Raw genomic sequence first — 14,003 nt, 5'->3', positions numbered from 1 at the left:
AGTCCCGCGATCGGAGCTAGGGCCGGTCGCGGGGGAGCGCCGGGACGCACAGCCGGCTCGCGCTGTCGTCGTCGAAGTCGGTGCAGAAGGCGCCGAGGACATCTTCGAGATGTTCCAGGGAGCGGGCGGCGTAGAGGACGGGCTGGTACCCGGAGATGAGGTACGGGGTGGTGGCCGCCGCACGGAGGTCCAGGGGGTGGATCGTCCGCCGGTCGTGGGCGCCGATCTCGCCGTAGGACGACAGGAGGGCGGCGCCGAACGCCTTGGGGGTGCCGGCTTCGGTGATCAGCCCGTATTCGAGGGTGAACCAGTAGACCCGGCTGAGGGTGGCGAGGGCTTCATCGGTTTCGGTCCGGTTGGCGGCCTGTCCGATGAGCCGGTACAGCCGGGCGAGGCGCGCGCACGACAGGTGGACGCCATGCCCGAAGACGTCGTGCAGGACATCGGGTTCGGGCGCGTACAGCGGAACCGCGGGGTGGCGGACGAACTGCACGGCATGGAAGTAGCCGTGTGCCATCGCCCCCAGGAACCGCTCATTGGGCACCACTCCGCCCGCCAGTGTGAAGGCGAATCCCGTACGGGCGGTGAGGAGGGCGCTGACCTCCGTGTGCTGCGGGATCCGGTCGGCGCGGATTCCCGCGTCCTCACCGGCGTCCAGGACCGCACGGCAGGCATGGGCGTGGTGTGCCGGGCCGAGCGCCCGGTGTACCGCCCGCCAGGTGCGGTGCTCGTCCTCGGTGTAGTCGACGGCCGGGTAGGGCGCCCCCACGCGATGCCCTTCGGCCCGCGCGGCCAGTGCGTCACGACGGCGCCGGTAGGCCGGGTCGCTGCGGCCGGGGTGCTGGTCCGCGAGCCCCAGCCGGCCATCGGCGGAGATGGGGGTGTACTGCCACGCCGTGCTCATATCCGTCACCTTGCTCCGCACCCAGGTGAATCGGGCTCCGTCCGCCTGCATCGGGTTCCGTCCGCCGCCCCCGGCGACCGCGGGGGACTCGGCGGGTCGCCCTGCTCTCAGGATCTCACCGAACCGCCCGGACGGCCGGGTGGGCAGGAAATCGAGCTCAAGAAATCTCCGGGGAATTCCCTTCTCCGTCGCCGCATTTGATTGTGGCGCGGGGCGGAGAATATTCGGCGGGGGTTCTCGTCATCGGGGCGGCGGTGGTCGGCGGCTCAGGTGTCCCGGCCGGACGAGCCGGGCGGCAACGGCCCCATGGCCACTCCGGAAGGATGCGCCCAGCATCTATTTCCCCTCTCTCCGTGCTGCCCGATGTGTGAGAGGGAAGGCTGCGGCCGTGCCGAGCGTGAGCTCGCGAGGGGGCGTGGCGATGCAACTCCGTTCAGATATGCCCTGATTGTCGGGTCGGCCGACAGGGAAGGGGCTGGTGTTACCCCTCGTTACCCCTCGTTGCACCTCGGGATTCCGCCTCCAGGCGGCCGACCGTAAACGGAACTTTCCGGAGTGATACGGAGCGAATTGAACTTTTCGGTACTGTCCGGAACGACCGTCGGGTGACGGTGGTTCAGAGATTCAACTCACAACTCACTTTCATATCGTTGTGACTTTGATTCTTGACGGTAGGGCTGTGGGTGTCGTTCACTTCAGCCGTTCTGGGCCGGTCAGGAGGCCCTTTTGGAGGTACCGGAAATGAATGCAATAATGCGGCGTGCCCTCACCGGCGCACTGGCACTTTCGCTGGCGACGCCCTTGGCGGCCTGCGGAAGCGATCAAAAGGATGCCGGTGCCGGCAAGGATTCCATAGGGCTGCTGCTCCCGGAGAACAAAGCAGCCCGTTATGACAAGTTCGACCGTCGTATCATTTCGTCGCGTATTGCATCTCTCTGCCTTGAATGCAAAGTCGACTACCACAATGCCGAGCAGCAGGTCAGTAATCAGAAGAGACAGTTCGAGGCGCTGGTGAAGAAGGGCGTCAAGGTCATCATTCTGGACGCGGTCGACGCCGCGGCGGCCAAGAGCTGGGTGAACTCGGCCGCCAAAAAGGGCGTCAAGGTCATCGCCTACGACCGGCTCGCCGAGGGCGATGTCGCGGCCTATGTCTCCTACGACAACGAGAAGATCGGCCGGCTCCAGGGGCAGGGGATTCTTGCCGCCCTCGGTTCCCAGGCGGCCGCTTCCGATGTCGTCATGATGAACGGCTCGCCGACCGACCCCAATGCGCCGGCCTTCAAGAAGGGCGCCCACGCGGCCCTCGACGGCAAGGTGCGGAAGATCGTCTTCGAGAAGGACATCCCCAACTGGTCCGAGGCGAAGGCCAAGAAGGAGATGTCCGACTTCATCGATGCCCAGGGTGCGGAGGGCTTCGACGCGGTCTACTCGGCCAATGACGGTATGGCGGGCGGTATCGCCGCGGCACTGCAGTCAGCCGGTATCAAGAATGTGCCGGTCGGCGGTCAGGACGCCGAACTCCCCGCGCTGCAGCGGGTGGTGGCCGGAACCCAGTCCTTCACCATTTACAAGGAAGTCCGGCCGGAGGCCGAAACCACCGCCGAAATCGCCTTCCGTCTGCTGCGCGGCAAGAGCATCAAGTCCCTGACGCCGACCACCGCCGACAGCAAGAGCAAGACCGGTATCCCCGCCCGGCTGTTCAAGGCGCAGATCGTCACCAAGAACAACATGAAGAAGACCGTGGTGAGCGACGGCGCCGTCCGGGCCGACCTGCTCTGCCAGGGCATCGCCGCGGCGTGCAAGTCCGCCGGCCTGCAGTGACGCCCCGTCATTCATAGTCGGCTCGCCTCCCCCGTCACCCCGGTGGCGGGGGAGGCGCTTTGTGCCCGCCGGGATGCCAGCGGAGACTCATTGCGGTCCGGCGCCGCCGACCGCCTCGACCAGCGGCAGCATCCGGTGCGGCACCCGCTCCCGCAGCGCCATCTCCGTACGGGTGCGGACCACGCCCGGCAGGCTGATCAGCCGCTGGATCACATCCTCCAGATGCGCCGCGTCCCGGGCCACCACCCGGGTCAGCAGATCCCCGCCGCCGGTCGTCGAGAACGCCTCGATGATCTGCGGCACCTCCGCCAGCGCCTCGGCCACCTCCTCCAGATGCCCCTGGGTGACCTCGATATGGACGAAGGCGAGGACGGGGTGGCCGAGTGCGGCGGGGGACAGCCGGGGGCTGTAGGCGGTGATCACACCGTCCCGTTCGAGGCGGTCGAGACGTGCTTGGACGGTGCCCCGGGCGACGCTCAGCAGGCGTGCGTACTCCCGGACGCTGGTGCGCGGCTGCTCCAGCAGCAGCCGAAGGATCTTGGCGTCCAGGGCGTCCACGGCCATGCTCAGCGGTCTCCTCACCGGTAACTGACAGGAGTCGTCACCCTCGGTCACACTCCCGCCCATTGGTGTCCCCCTGGCGCACAGGGAGGCCAGGTGACTGTACCAATGGCACAGCACTCCCGGCCTCTGTTGAGCAAGCTGCCGCCGTAATGCTGTGATGGTCCCGTCAACGGCGCTGCGGATTCCGCGGCGCCTTTTTCATGCGGACATATCGGCGGACCTACGAAGGGGCGAAAGCTGTGCTGAAGAGGGCGTTCGTGGCTCCGGATCCGGGGCTGCTGCGGCTGCGCGGCGCCACCCGGGCCGTCCTCGGCATCGGCCTGGCGGTCACGGTGTGTGCGCTCACCGGCCACTCGCTCGTCGCGGCCATCACTGGCGGGCTCGCCGCCCTGCTCGCCCTCTTCACGGTCACCGACGCCACGGTCCGCGGCCGGCTGACCACCACCGCGCTGCTGCCCGCGGTCGGCTTCCCGGTCCTCGCCGTCGCCGCGGTCCTGCACGACCACCCGCTGGGGCGGGACGCGGCCTTCGTCGCCGTCGTGGGTGCCGGGGTCTACGCCCGCCGCTGGGGGCCGCGCGGCCATGCGCTGGGCGTGTTCGCGTTCATGACCTTCTTCGCGACGCAGTTCCTGCACACCGTGCCGGCCCAGCTGCCCGAGCTGTACACCGCGGTCACCCTCGCACTGCTCGCCGCCGCCACCGTCCGCTTCGCCGTGTGGTGCTACGAGCTCCGGCTGCCCCCGGTGGCCGTGCCCGCCCTGCTGGGTGCCAGGGGACTGGCCCGGACGACCACCCGCCAGGCGATCCAGGCGACCGCCGGCAGCGCCTTCGCCCTTCTCATCGGCCAGCTGCTCTCCGAGCAGCGGTGGTACTGGGCGGTGGGCGCCACCTGGTGGATCTTCGTGAACACCACCTCGCGCGGCGAGACCCTGGTCCGGGGCTTCCGCCGGGCCCTCGGCACGGTGCTCGGCATCGCCCTCGGCCTCGTCGTCGTCATCCCGCTGCACGGCGCGCTGGCCCCCACGGTCGCCCTCGTCGCGGTCAGCGTGTTCGCGATCTTCTACACCGCCGCGGTCTCGTACACCTGGATGATGCTCGCGGTGACGCTGATGGCCGGGCTGCTGTACGGCCTGCTGGGCGTGCTGGACCCCGCGCTGCTCGCGCTGCGCCTCGCCGAGACCGGCGTGGGGGCGCTCGGCGCGGCGCTGGCCGTGCTCATCGTGCTCCCCGTCACCACCCACGCCACCACGGACGCCTGGATCCAGCGGGCGCTGCGCTGTGTCCACCGCTGCACCGGCGAGGCCGCCGCCCGCCTCGCCGGTTCCCCGACCGCCGATCCCGCCCCGCACGTCGCCGACCTCGCACCGCTGCTGAGCCGGGTGCGGCTCTCGCTCGCACCGCTGGTGCACCCGCTCAGCCCCCTGCGCGCCCGTAAGGAACGGGCCCGGCAGGTGCTCGCGCTGCTCGACGACTGCGCCTGTGAGGTCCGTGGGCTCGCCTCCATCGCCGCCGACCCGGAGGCCTCCCACGATGCCCGGCTCACCGCCGCCTGCCAGCGGGTGGAGGCCGCCGTCGAGGCCCTCACCGCACCGCGCAGCACACCCCGCCCGGCGGCCGCCGCCGTCGCCGTGCCGCAGCCTTCCGCGGCGGAACCCGCGCTCGTCCATCTGCACGGCCTGGAGCGGGCGCTGGCCGAACTCTCCGCGCCGCTGGGCGGCTCCCCGCGCTCCCCGCTGGTCGACGCCTGACCGGCCATCGCCCGGGACGCCCCGCCCGTGCCTGTTAGCGTCGCCGCAGCACCTCAACGGGCAGGCGGAGGAAGGGCGGACCAGTGGGGACGAGCGTCAACGGCCGAAGGGCGTACATCGGATCGTTCACCACGGCCGGCGGCCTCGGCATCACCACCGCGGCCGTCGACCCGGAGTCCGGCGCCCTCACCCCGCTGCACTCCACCGACGTCGTCCCCAACCCCTCCTACCTGGCGCCGAGCCCCGACGGCCGGTACCTCTACGCGGTCAGCGAGACCCCGGACGGCGCTGCGGCCGCCTTCGCCCTCACCCCACGGGGCCCCGAGCTGCTCGGCCCCGCCGTCCCCGTGGGCGGCGCCGACCCCACCCACCTCACCCTGGCCGGCGGCCGTCTCCTCACCGCCAACTACAGCTCCGGCAGCGTCAGTACGCTCCCCGTACGGGCCGACGGCACCCTCGCAGGACCCGCCACCGTGCTCGCCCACCGGGGCAGCGGCCCGCGGACCGACCGCCAGGAGGGCCCGCACGCCCATGCCGTCCTCCCCGACCCCAGCGGCCGCTGGCTGCTCAGCGTCGACCTGGGCACCGACTCGGTACGCAGCTGTGTCCTGGGCGCCGACGACGGGGCGCTGACCGTACGGGCCGAGGCCGCGCTGCGCCCCGGCAGCGGCCCACGGCATCTCGCGTTCCACCCGCGCGGCGACCGCGCCTATGTCGTCAATGAACTCGACCCGACGGCGACGGTCTGCCGCTGGGACGCCGACCGGGGCGTGCTGACGCCGCTGGGGGAGACCCGCCTCCTCCCGGACGGCGCCGCCACGGGCTCCGCTGCCACGGACTCCGCTTCCACGGACTCCTCGAAGTGCGCGGGCGGTACACAGGAGAGCGGTACCTACCCCTCCGAACTGGTCATCTCCCGGGACGGCCGGTTCGCCTGGACCGCCAACCGGGGCCATGACAGCCTCTCGGTCCTCTCCCTCACCGCGTCCGGCGACACCGCGACGCTCGTCACCACCGTCCCCTGCGGCGGCCATTGGCCCCGCGACCTGGCACTGCACCCCGACGGCCGGCATCTCTACGCCGCCAACGAGCGCTCCGGCGACGTCACTTGGTTCACCATCGACCCGGCGACCGGCCTCCTGGAGCGGGCCGGTTCCGTCGCGGCACCGGCCGCCTCCTGCGTGGTCTTCGTCTGACTGCCCGGGACCGCCTCACCCCTCCGGGAAGCTCCCGCCGAAGTACACCTGGGTCTCGGCGATCCGGTCGTCCCGCACCGTCATCACCTCCACATTGCGATGGCGCTCGCCCGTCTTCAGCTCGTAGGCGTACCGGACGAAGACCTGCTCGTCATCGATGGCCACGGCTTCGAGGATCTCCTGGTGGCGCAGCCGGTCCGCCGTGGGGAAGCAGATGGCGAGGAACGCGGCCTTGTCGAGGTGATCGTCCTGCGGACTGGTGAAGACGAAATCCTCGGCGAGCAACCGGTCCATGGCCGTGCGGTCCTGGACGAGATAGGCCGCGAAGGCGGCGCGGACGACATCGACGTGCGACATGAACTTCCCTCCTGAGCGGCCCGCTCGTCCGGGAGAGGAGAGCGGCCGGGGCATGGTCTCTACAGGACGTTAGACCTCGGCGGCTGCCCGGACTCATCGGTCGGCGCGTCAGGGGGACGGCAGGCGCCCTGTGGGCGTCTCTCGCGGACGTACGGCCGTTCGCCCGACGGCACCCGAACCTTCGCCATTCCGGGCCGTCTGGCGGGCGTCTGCGCCGCTCGGAGCGGAAACGGACGTATCGCCTCCACCCGGACGAGGCGAAGCGCCGCCGCCTGGACAAGGCGAAGGGCCGCCCCGCGCGCTGCGCGAAGACGGCCCCTCGAAGAACGGTGTCCGGTCCGGGAGCAACTATCGGACCGGAACCCCCTGCGTCTGCGTCGGCAGGGTGATCCCCACCGCCGCGGCGTAGTTCGACAGCACCAGCCGGCCCACCGTGCCATAGGCGCCCAGCGCCTCGGCAGAGGCGCAGCCCGCTTCCGCCGCGGCCGCCCCCAGAAGGCCGTCGGTGATCTCCGGGCCGATCAGGTACGGGGCCAGCGCCAGCTGCTGCGAACCGGATTCCCGCAGCTGCTCGGCCGTACGGGAGATGGCGCCCTCCTCGTCCAGGGCGGCGGCCAGCACCGGCACCGCGAGCCGGGCGGAGAGCAGCATGCCGGTGATCCCGGCGGCCTGTACGGCCTCCTCGCCGCCCACGGTGGCGAGGATGATGCCGTCCGCGGCGGTGGCGACCGTGAACAGCCGGGCGCGGTCCGCCCGCGCCAGACCGGCCTCGGACAGCCGGACGTGCAGCGCCTCGGCGAGCAGCGGGTGCGGGCCGAGGACATCGGTCAGCTCGGCGCCGGAGCCGCTGTTCATCATCGCCTGGCGTATCCGGCGCAGCAGGGCGCTGTCCGGGCCGGCCAGCAGCGGGACCACCACGGCGGCGGGGCCGGGGTCGGGCTGTCCGTCGGCGCCCACCCGGTCCTTGTGCTCGGCGGCGGCGCGCGCCAGTACGGCCTCCAGGGACGGGAACTCGTCGTCACCGCCGTCGACATAGCCGATCCGGGCGTCGAGTCCCGGGAGCTCGGAGCGGGCGATGCTGGAGACCTCCTCCGCCAGGCTGCGCGAGGCGGTGGAGGGGGAGCCCGGTACGGCCAGCACCAGGGCGGGTGCGCCCTCGGGTGCGGCGAGCGGTTCCGGCTTGCGGTGGCGGCCGGACTGCCGTCGCGGCATACGAACCGGCAGACCGGGTGCGGCTCCCGGGCTCGGGGAGGCGGCGTCAAAATCGGGCGAGCCAGGTGCGGGCCCAGTGGGGGAACTCATGGCGTCGCATGCTAACGCCTCGGACCACCCCCGCGCGGAGGGAGGGTTCGGTGGAGCGGTATCCGTCCCGATTTATCCCGCGCGTCACCCCGGCGCAGGCCGTGTGATCTGCAACAACTTCCGATCCACGGGCAGTGTCAGACGGTCTCGGGACAGTGCCGCGGCGATGGTCAGCGACCCGTCCAGCGGGCTCCCGGCGGGGAGCGTTGCACGGGCTTCCGGCAGCCGCTCGGCGAGCGCCGCGCGCAGGGGAGTCAGCAGGGGCTCACCCATCGCGAACAGCCCGCCGGTACACGCCACCGTGGTGCCGCTGCCCGGCGGGCAGACCGCGGCCGCGGCATCGGCGACATGGCCCGCCGCGGCACGCAGGATGCCCAGCGCCACCGCGTCGTCCCCGGTGGCGCAGCGGGCCACCTCCGGGGCGAACGAGGCCAGTACGGCAGGCCGGTCGGGGCGCGGGTAGAGCGCGCCGGGCAGGCCGGTGACCGGCCCGAACACCGCTTCCGCGCGCGCCAGTAGGGCCGCCGAACCGCCCGGCCGCCCGTCGTACGCGCGCAGTGCGGCCTCCAGTCCGGCGCGGCCGATCCAGGCCCCGCCGCCGCAGTCGCCCAGCAGATGGCCCCAGCCGTCCGCGCGGCGCCAACCGCCTTCCGGGGTCAGGTCGGTGCCCAGGGCGATCATGCCGGTGCCCGCGGCGACCACCGCACCGGGCCGCTGCCCCAGCGCCCCGGCGTACGCGGTGACCGCGTCAGCGGCGAGCGCGAGCCGCCGCACCCCGAAGGCGGTCGCCAGTGCGCCTGGCAGCCGGGTGCGAAGCTCCTCGCCCAGCGTGGCCATCCCGGCCGCGCCCACGCACCCCGCGGTGAACCCGTCCGCCCCTGCTTCCCGCGCCAACTCCGCTGCGGCGGGCAGTAGTTGGGACAGCAAATGCTCCGCGTCGATCCCCGCGGGGCCGGTGCGCACCGGCTCGTCCGACGTACGGAGGGCCAGCGGCCGGGCCTCGGGATCGTCGGCGCGGGCGACGGCGATCCGCAGCCCCGAGCCGCCCGAGTCGACGCCGAGGACATGGCCGGCCCCGGGGGCGTCCGGGCGGCCCGCCGGCTCACCCAAAGCCGCGGGCGTCCTGCTTGAGCGCGGTGTCGACCGTCAGAGCTGTGGCGACCACCAGGCTCAGCAGCGGGTCGGGCAGCTGCTGGTGAATCTGCAGGACGTAGTTGTCCGCGGAGGTGAACATCGTCTTGGCGAGACCTTCCCAGGTCTTGGTGATCCGGGCGACCTCGGTGTCGGCGTGGTCCACGATGGCGAAGTTCCAGGCGCGCCAGTTCTCGGCCTTGATGGCGCCGATCTGCTGGCCGTTGACCATCATCGCGAAGTTGATTTTCCCGATGGCGTTCTGCTGCACGATCTCGCCGACCGGCGACCCGTCCGGACGCTGCACGATCACCTTGGACTTGATGATCTTCGCGGGCCGGGTCAGTACCAGCTGCGGCTGGCCGTACGCGTCCCGGATCTCCAGCTTGTGGGTCATGTACTGATCGAGGCTGGAGACGACACGGAGCACCTTCTTGGCCGTGCTCTGACCGACCTGGACGACCGCGCCCAGGGTGTTGCCGTGCTGGTCGAAGACGCCGTACTCGTTGGTGACCTCGATGAGCTTGGCCTTCTGGTTGACCACCAGCACCGGTTCGGTGAACAGCGTGCCACCGCCCGGCCCGCCGGGTGTCACCCCGGCCTGCTGCTGCACCTGCTGCTGTACGGCGCCCGGGTGCCCGCCTGGCTGCCCCGCCATCGGCTGCTGCCCGTATGGCTGCTGTCCGTACGGCTGCTGCATGGGCTGGCCGGGGGCGTGCTGGCCGGGCATCGGCTGACCGGGAGCGTGCCCGCCGGGCATCGGCTGACCCGGCGCCTGCTGACCGGGTGCCTGCTGTGGGTAGCCGTAGCTCTGGCCCTGCGGCGCGCCGCCCTGCTGCGGGCCCGGGTACGGGGTCTGGCCCGGCGCCTGGCCGGGTGCCTGGCCTGCTGCCTGCGCGGGCTGCTGGGGAGCGAACTGCTGCGGCATCTGCTGCTGCGGGGGCTGCTGGGTGGCCTGCTGTGCAGGCGCTTGCTGAGCCTGCTGGGGGCCGGGCTGCGGTGCCTGCCCCTGTGCCGGCGGCGCGGCCTGTTGTCCCGGGTGGGTGTGCTCCGTCCACTGGGACCCGTCCCACCAGCGAAGTTGGTGGGGGGTGCCCTGCGGGTCGGCGTACCAACCCGCAGGGATGTTCGCATTCGTCATGCCGAGCACACTATCGCCCGGTGTCAGGGCAGCCTCCAGTCGACGGGCTGGGCGCCCTGTCGCACCAGGAGGTCGTTCACCCGACTGAAGGGACGCGAGCCGAAGAAGCCCCGGTCGGCGGACATCGGGGAGGGGTGGGAGGACTCGACGGCCGGCAGATCACCGAGCAGTGGCCGCAGATTGCGTGCGTCGCGCCCCCACAGCACCGACACCAGCGGGCGCCCGCGCGCCACCAGCGCCCGGATGGCCTGCTCCGTGACCTCTTCCCAGCCCTTGCCGCGGTGGGCGGCGGGCTTGCGCGGAGCCGTCGTCAGTGCCCTGTTCAGCAGCAGTACGCCCTGGCGGGTCCACGGCGTCAGATCGCCGTTCGAGGGGCGGGGGAGTCCCAGGTCGGAGTGCAGCTCGCGGAAGATGTTCTCCAGGCTGCCGGGCAGCGGGCGGACATCCGGCGCCACGGAGAAGCTGAGCCCGACCGCATGCCCCGGGGTGGGGTAGGGGTCCTGGCCGACGATGAGGACCCGCACCTCGTCGAAGGGCTGTTGGAAGGCCCGCAGCACATTGCTGCCGGCCGGAAGATAGGTGCGCCCGGCGGCGATCTCCGCCCGCAGGAAGTCACCCATCGCGGCGATCCGTCCGGCGACGGGCTCAAGTGCCTTGGCCCAGCCCGGTTCGACAATGTCTTGGAGAGGTTGTGCAGCCACGGGATCACCCTACTGGCCGCGGCCCCCTCCCCTTCAACCGATGGCCCGCGCCCGGCCGCCCGGAGCGGCGGGACGCCCCAACTGTCCTGCCCCGCCGCTCCGTTACCCGGTACTTCGGCAGTCTCCCCGCCCGCCATAATTTCCCCCTCATTTCCTCCTCAGGCAACGGCGGCCGCCCGGACGCACAGCACATCCGGCAGATGGGAGGCGAGCTGCTGCCAGCTGTCGCCGTCGTCCGCGCTCGCATACACCTCGCCGTTGCGATTGCCGAAATACACCCCCGCGGGGTCGCTGTCGTCGACGGACAGCGCGTCCCTGAGCACCGTGCCGTAATGGTCCTCGTCCGGCAGGCCCGCGTTCAGCGGCTCCCAGCTCCGGCCGGCGTCGGTGGTGCGGTAGACCCGGCAGCGGTGCTCGGCCGGCACCCGGTCGATATCGGCGGTGATCGGGAAGAGGTAGGCGACATCCCCTGTGCGCGGATGCGCGGCCACCGCGAAGCCGAAGTCCGAGGGGAGCCCGCCGCCGATATCGGTCCACTGCACGCCCGCGTCATCACTGCGGTAGACGCCCCAGTGGTTCTGCAGATACAGCCGGTCGCGGTCGACCGGGTCCTGCGCGATCTTGTGGACGCACTGGCCGAACTCCGGATGCTGATCCGGCAGGAAGACCGCCTTGACGCCCTTGTTCGACGGGGCCCAGCTGGCGCCCCCGTCACGGGTGCGGAAAACCCCGGCCGCCGAGACGGCGACCGTGACCGCGTCGGCGTCCCGCGGGTCGGTGATCACCGTGTGCACGGCCAGTCCACCGCCGCCCGGCACCCATTCCTCCCGGCTCGGGTGATCCCACAGCGCCCGTACGAGCTCGAAGGTCTCGCCGCGGTCCTCGGAGCGGAACAGGCCGCCCGGCTCGGTGCCCGCGTAGACGACATCGGGGGCGGCGGGCCCGGCGGGATGCAGCTGCCACACCCGCGCCAGGGAAGTCCCGGTGTCCTTCGGGTATTTGACCGCGGGGCGGGAGGGCTCGTGCCAGGTATCGCCCAGGTCGTCGGAGTGGAATACCGACGGGCCCCAGTGGGCGCTGTCCGCACCGGCCAGCAGCCGGGGCGTGGCGCGGCGGGTGTCGATCCCGAGGGAGTACACCGCCTGCGCGGGGAAATGGGGGCCGCTCAATTCCCAGTCACCGTGCCGCCGACGGCCGATGAAGAGCCCTTTGCGGGTGCCCACCGCGAGTAGTACGTCAGTCATGCCGGAACACCTCCGGGACGCCGTTGTCTCAGATGTGGCAAGTCTGCACCCGACCACTGACAATGGCGTCCCGGCGGATATCCGCGCAGGTCGGACGGTGCGGCCTGGGCTTCTGCCGCGGCTGCCGCAGGTCCTTCCGCGGCCTCAGGCGGCCCGGAGGTACTGCCGCGGCATCGTGATCTCCGCACCCAGTTCCCGCGCCGCCTGCTGCGCGAAGCTGGGGGAGCGCAGCAGCTCCCGGCCGAGCAGCACGGCGTCGGCCTGACCGTCCGCGATGATCTTCTCGGCCTGCCGTGCCTCGGTGATCAGACCGACCGCGCCCACCGCCAGCCCGCTCTCCTTCTTGACCCGCTCCGCGAACGGCACCTGGTAACCGGGCCCCGCGCTGATCTTGGCATCGGGTGCGTTACCGCCCGTGGAGGTGTCCAGCAGGTCGACGCCGTGCTCCCGCAGGTCGTGGGCGAAGCGCACGGTGTCGTCGGCCGTCCAGCCCTCGCGGGTGTCGCTCTCGTCCTCGCTGAGCCAGTCGGTCGCCGAGATCCGGAAGAAGACCGGCAGTTCATCGGGCCAGACCGCCCGCACGGCGTCGACGACCTCCAGCGCGAACCGCGTCCGGTTCTCGTACGAGCCGCCGTACGCGTCGGTGCGCCGGTTGGTGAACGGGGAGAGGAACTCATTGATCAGATAGCCGTGCGCACCATGGATCTCGGCCACCTGGAAGCCCGCCGCGAGCGCCCGCCGCGCCGTCGCGGCGAACTGCGCGACGCGCTCACGGATCTGCGCCACGGACAGCTCCGCCGGCGTCGCGAACCCGTCGCCGAACGGCAGCGCGCTCGGCCCGACCGGCTCCCATCCATGCCGCTGACCAGGGAGGATCGGGCCGCCGCGGTTCACCCAGGGGCGCTCGGTGGATCCCTTCCGGCCTGCGTGGGCGATCTGGACGCCGGGAACGGTCCCCTGTGCCTTGAGGAAGTCGGTGATGCGCCGGAAGGCCTCGGTCTGGGTGTCGTTCCACAGCCCGAGGTCGTACGGGCTGATGCGTCCCTCGGGGCTCACGGCGGTCGCCTCCGTGAGGATGAGGCCGGTTCCGCCCGTCGCCCGCGCGGCCAGGTGCTGGAAGTGCCAGTCGCCGGGCACCCCCTCTGCCGGGCCCTCGGGGGCCGCGGAGTACTGGCACATCGGGGCCATCCAGAGGCGGTTCGGGATGGTCAGCGAGCGAAGGGTGATGGGCTCGAACAGTGCGCTCACGGCAGGCTCCTGTACCTGAGGATGAACGGGTACCGACCGGAACCCGCCCTCATACGATAGTCGTCGTACTACGGTAGATGTCAAACTACGACGCTTCTCGTACAATGAACGAGCGGGCCGGGGCGCCAGTCCACACCGCGCCCCGCAGAAGGAATCAGGAGCCGCCATGCCGACCGAAACGACCTCCCCGCGCACCCCGGCGGGCTCCCGCTCGCTGGAGCACCCGTCCCGTGCCGACATCCGGCTCGCCGATGTGCTGCATGCGCTCGCCGACCCGATGCGACTGCGGATCGTCCGCGCCCTGGCGGCCGCCGAGGGCGAGCTGAACTGCGCGGACATCGAACTCCCGGTCAGCAAGTCGACCTGCACCCACCACTTCAGGGTGCTGCGCGAGCACGGCGTCATCCAGCAGCTCTACCGGGGCACGGCCAAGATGAACGCCCTGCGGCGGGCCGACCTCCAGGAGCTGTTCCCCGGTCTGATCGACGCCGTCCTCCAGGGGGCGGACCTCCAGGCGGGGCGCCTCGGGGAGGAGTGAGGGCGCGGAGGTCGGTATGGCGCTTTCGCGGTGGGGGCGTCCGGTCCGGGGCCGGGTCAACCGGCCCGCGTGCTCGGCCGGCCGGTCCCGGCGCCCGGTCATTCTGCT

At 71.6% G+C, this 14,003-nt stretch carries 13 protein-coding genes and 1 pseudogene; 4 read left to right on the top strand and 10 right to left on the bottom strand.

Annotated elements, in window-relative coordinates; genetic code table 11:
- Positions 1 to 16 precede the first annotated feature (16 nt).
- Positions 17 to 904, bottom strand: a complete 888-nt coding sequence (locus STRTU_RS03140) for a phenylalanine 4-monooxygenase (protein ID WP_159742123.1) — start codon at positions 902 to 904, stop codon at positions 17 to 19.
- 753 nt (positions 905 to 1,657) lie between these two features.
- On the opposite strand from STRTU_RS03140, the gene STRTU_RS03135 reads away from it, so the two are divergent.
- Entirely contained in the window at positions 1,658 to 2,725 is a 1,068-nt protein-coding gene (locus STRTU_RS03135) for a sugar ABC transporter substrate-binding protein (protein ID WP_269777328.1), read from the top strand.
- 87 nt (positions 2,726 to 2,812) lie between these two features.
- Here STRTU_RS03135 and STRTU_RS03130 read toward each other — a convergent pair whose 3' ends face one another.
- Complete coding sequence (locus STRTU_RS03130; protein WP_159742122.1) at positions 2,813 to 3,289, bottom strand: Lrp/AsnC family transcriptional regulator; 477 nt, start codon at positions 3,287 to 3,289, stop codon at positions 2,813 to 2,815.
- A gap of 239 nt (positions 3,290 to 3,528) precedes the next feature.
- Here STRTU_RS03130 and STRTU_RS03125 point away from each other — a divergent pair, with 239 nt between their 5' ends.
- On the top strand, positions 3,529 to 5,037 hold the full coding sequence (locus STRTU_RS03125; protein ID WP_159742121.1) for an FUSC family protein: 1,509 nt from the start codon (positions 3,529 to 3,531) through the stop codon (positions 5,035 to 5,037).
- A gap of 83 nt (positions 5,038 to 5,120) precedes the next feature.
- Positions 5,121 to 6,233: a lactonase family protein gene (locus tag STRTU_RS03120; protein WP_159742120.1), complete on the top strand. Its 1,113-nt coding sequence runs from the start codon at positions 5,121 to 5,123 to the stop codon at positions 6,231 to 6,233.
- A gap of 15 nt (positions 6,234 to 6,248) precedes the next feature.
- On the opposite strand, the gene STRTU_RS03115 is transcribed toward STRTU_RS03120, so the two are convergent.
- The 8 genes and pseudogenes from STRTU_RS03115 to STRTU_RS03080 form a co-directional block, all read right to left on the bottom strand.
- Positions 6,249 to 6,590 (bottom strand): nuclear transport factor 2 family protein, encoded by a 342-nt coding sequence (locus tag STRTU_RS03115; protein ID WP_159742119.1) that lies wholly within the window; start codon positions 6,588 to 6,590, stop codon positions 6,249 to 6,251.
- A gap of 348 nt (positions 6,591 to 6,938) precedes the next feature.
- Positions 6,939 to 7,892: a sirohydrochlorin chelatase gene (locus STRTU_RS03110; RefSeq protein ID WP_371873548.1), complete on the bottom strand. Its 954-nt coding sequence runs from the start codon at positions 7,890 to 7,892 to the stop codon at positions 6,939 to 6,941.
- An 84-nt stretch (positions 7,893 to 7,976) separates the two neighbouring features.
- Positions 7,977 to 9,002 (bottom strand): N-acetylglucosamine kinase, encoded by a 1,026-nt coding sequence (locus STRTU_RS03105; protein ID WP_159742118.1) that lies wholly within the window; start codon positions 9,000 to 9,002, stop codon positions 7,977 to 7,979.
- The gene (locus STRTU_RS03100) at positions 8,995 to 9,783 is read right to left on the bottom strand and encodes an LURP-one-related/scramblase family protein (RefSeq protein ID WP_418954029.1); all 789 of its coding nucleotides are present in this window, start codon (positions 9,781 to 9,783) and stop codon (positions 8,995 to 8,997) included. The genes STRTU_RS03105 and STRTU_RS03100 overlap by 8 nt, the downstream gene beginning before the upstream one ends.
- A gap of 270 nt (positions 9,784 to 10,053) precedes the next feature.
- Positions 10,054 to 10,164 (bottom strand): annotated as a pseudogene (locus tag STRTU_RS03095) (DUF2510 domain-containing protein); the annotation flags it as partial.
- 23 nt (positions 10,165 to 10,187) lie between these two features.
- On the bottom strand, positions 10,188 to 10,865 hold the full coding sequence (locus tag STRTU_RS03090) for a uracil-DNA glycosylase (protein WP_159742116.1): 678 nt from the start codon (positions 10,863 to 10,865) through the stop codon (positions 10,188 to 10,190).
- Positions 10,866 to 11,023: 158 nt separating this feature from the next.
- Positions 11,024 to 12,109, bottom strand: a complete 1,086-nt coding sequence (locus STRTU_RS03085; protein ID WP_159742115.1) for a WD40/YVTN/BNR-like repeat-containing protein — start codon at positions 12,107 to 12,109, stop codon at positions 11,024 to 11,026.
- Between the two features lie 144 nt (positions 12,110 to 12,253).
- Entirely contained in the window at positions 12,254 to 13,357 is a 1,104-nt protein-coding gene (locus tag STRTU_RS03080) for an NADH:flavin oxidoreductase/NADH oxidase (protein WP_159742114.1), read from the bottom strand.
- Positions 13,358 to 13,523: 166 nt separating this feature from the next.
- Here STRTU_RS03080 and STRTU_RS03075 point away from each other — a divergent pair, with 166 nt between their 5' ends.
- Complete coding sequence (locus tag STRTU_RS03075; protein ID WP_159742113.1) at positions 13,524 to 13,895, top strand: ArsR/SmtB family transcription factor; 372 nt, start codon at positions 13,524 to 13,526, stop codon at positions 13,893 to 13,895.
- Positions 13,896 to 14,003 lie beyond the last annotated feature (108 nt).

The organism is Streptomyces tubercidicus (assembly GCF_027497495.1).
In the GTDB taxonomy this organism is placed as follows: Bacteria; Actinomycetota; Actinomycetes; order Streptomycetales; family Streptomycetaceae; genus Streptomyces; species Streptomyces tubercidicus.
This window is presented reverse-complemented; position numbering and strand designations above follow the sequence as displayed.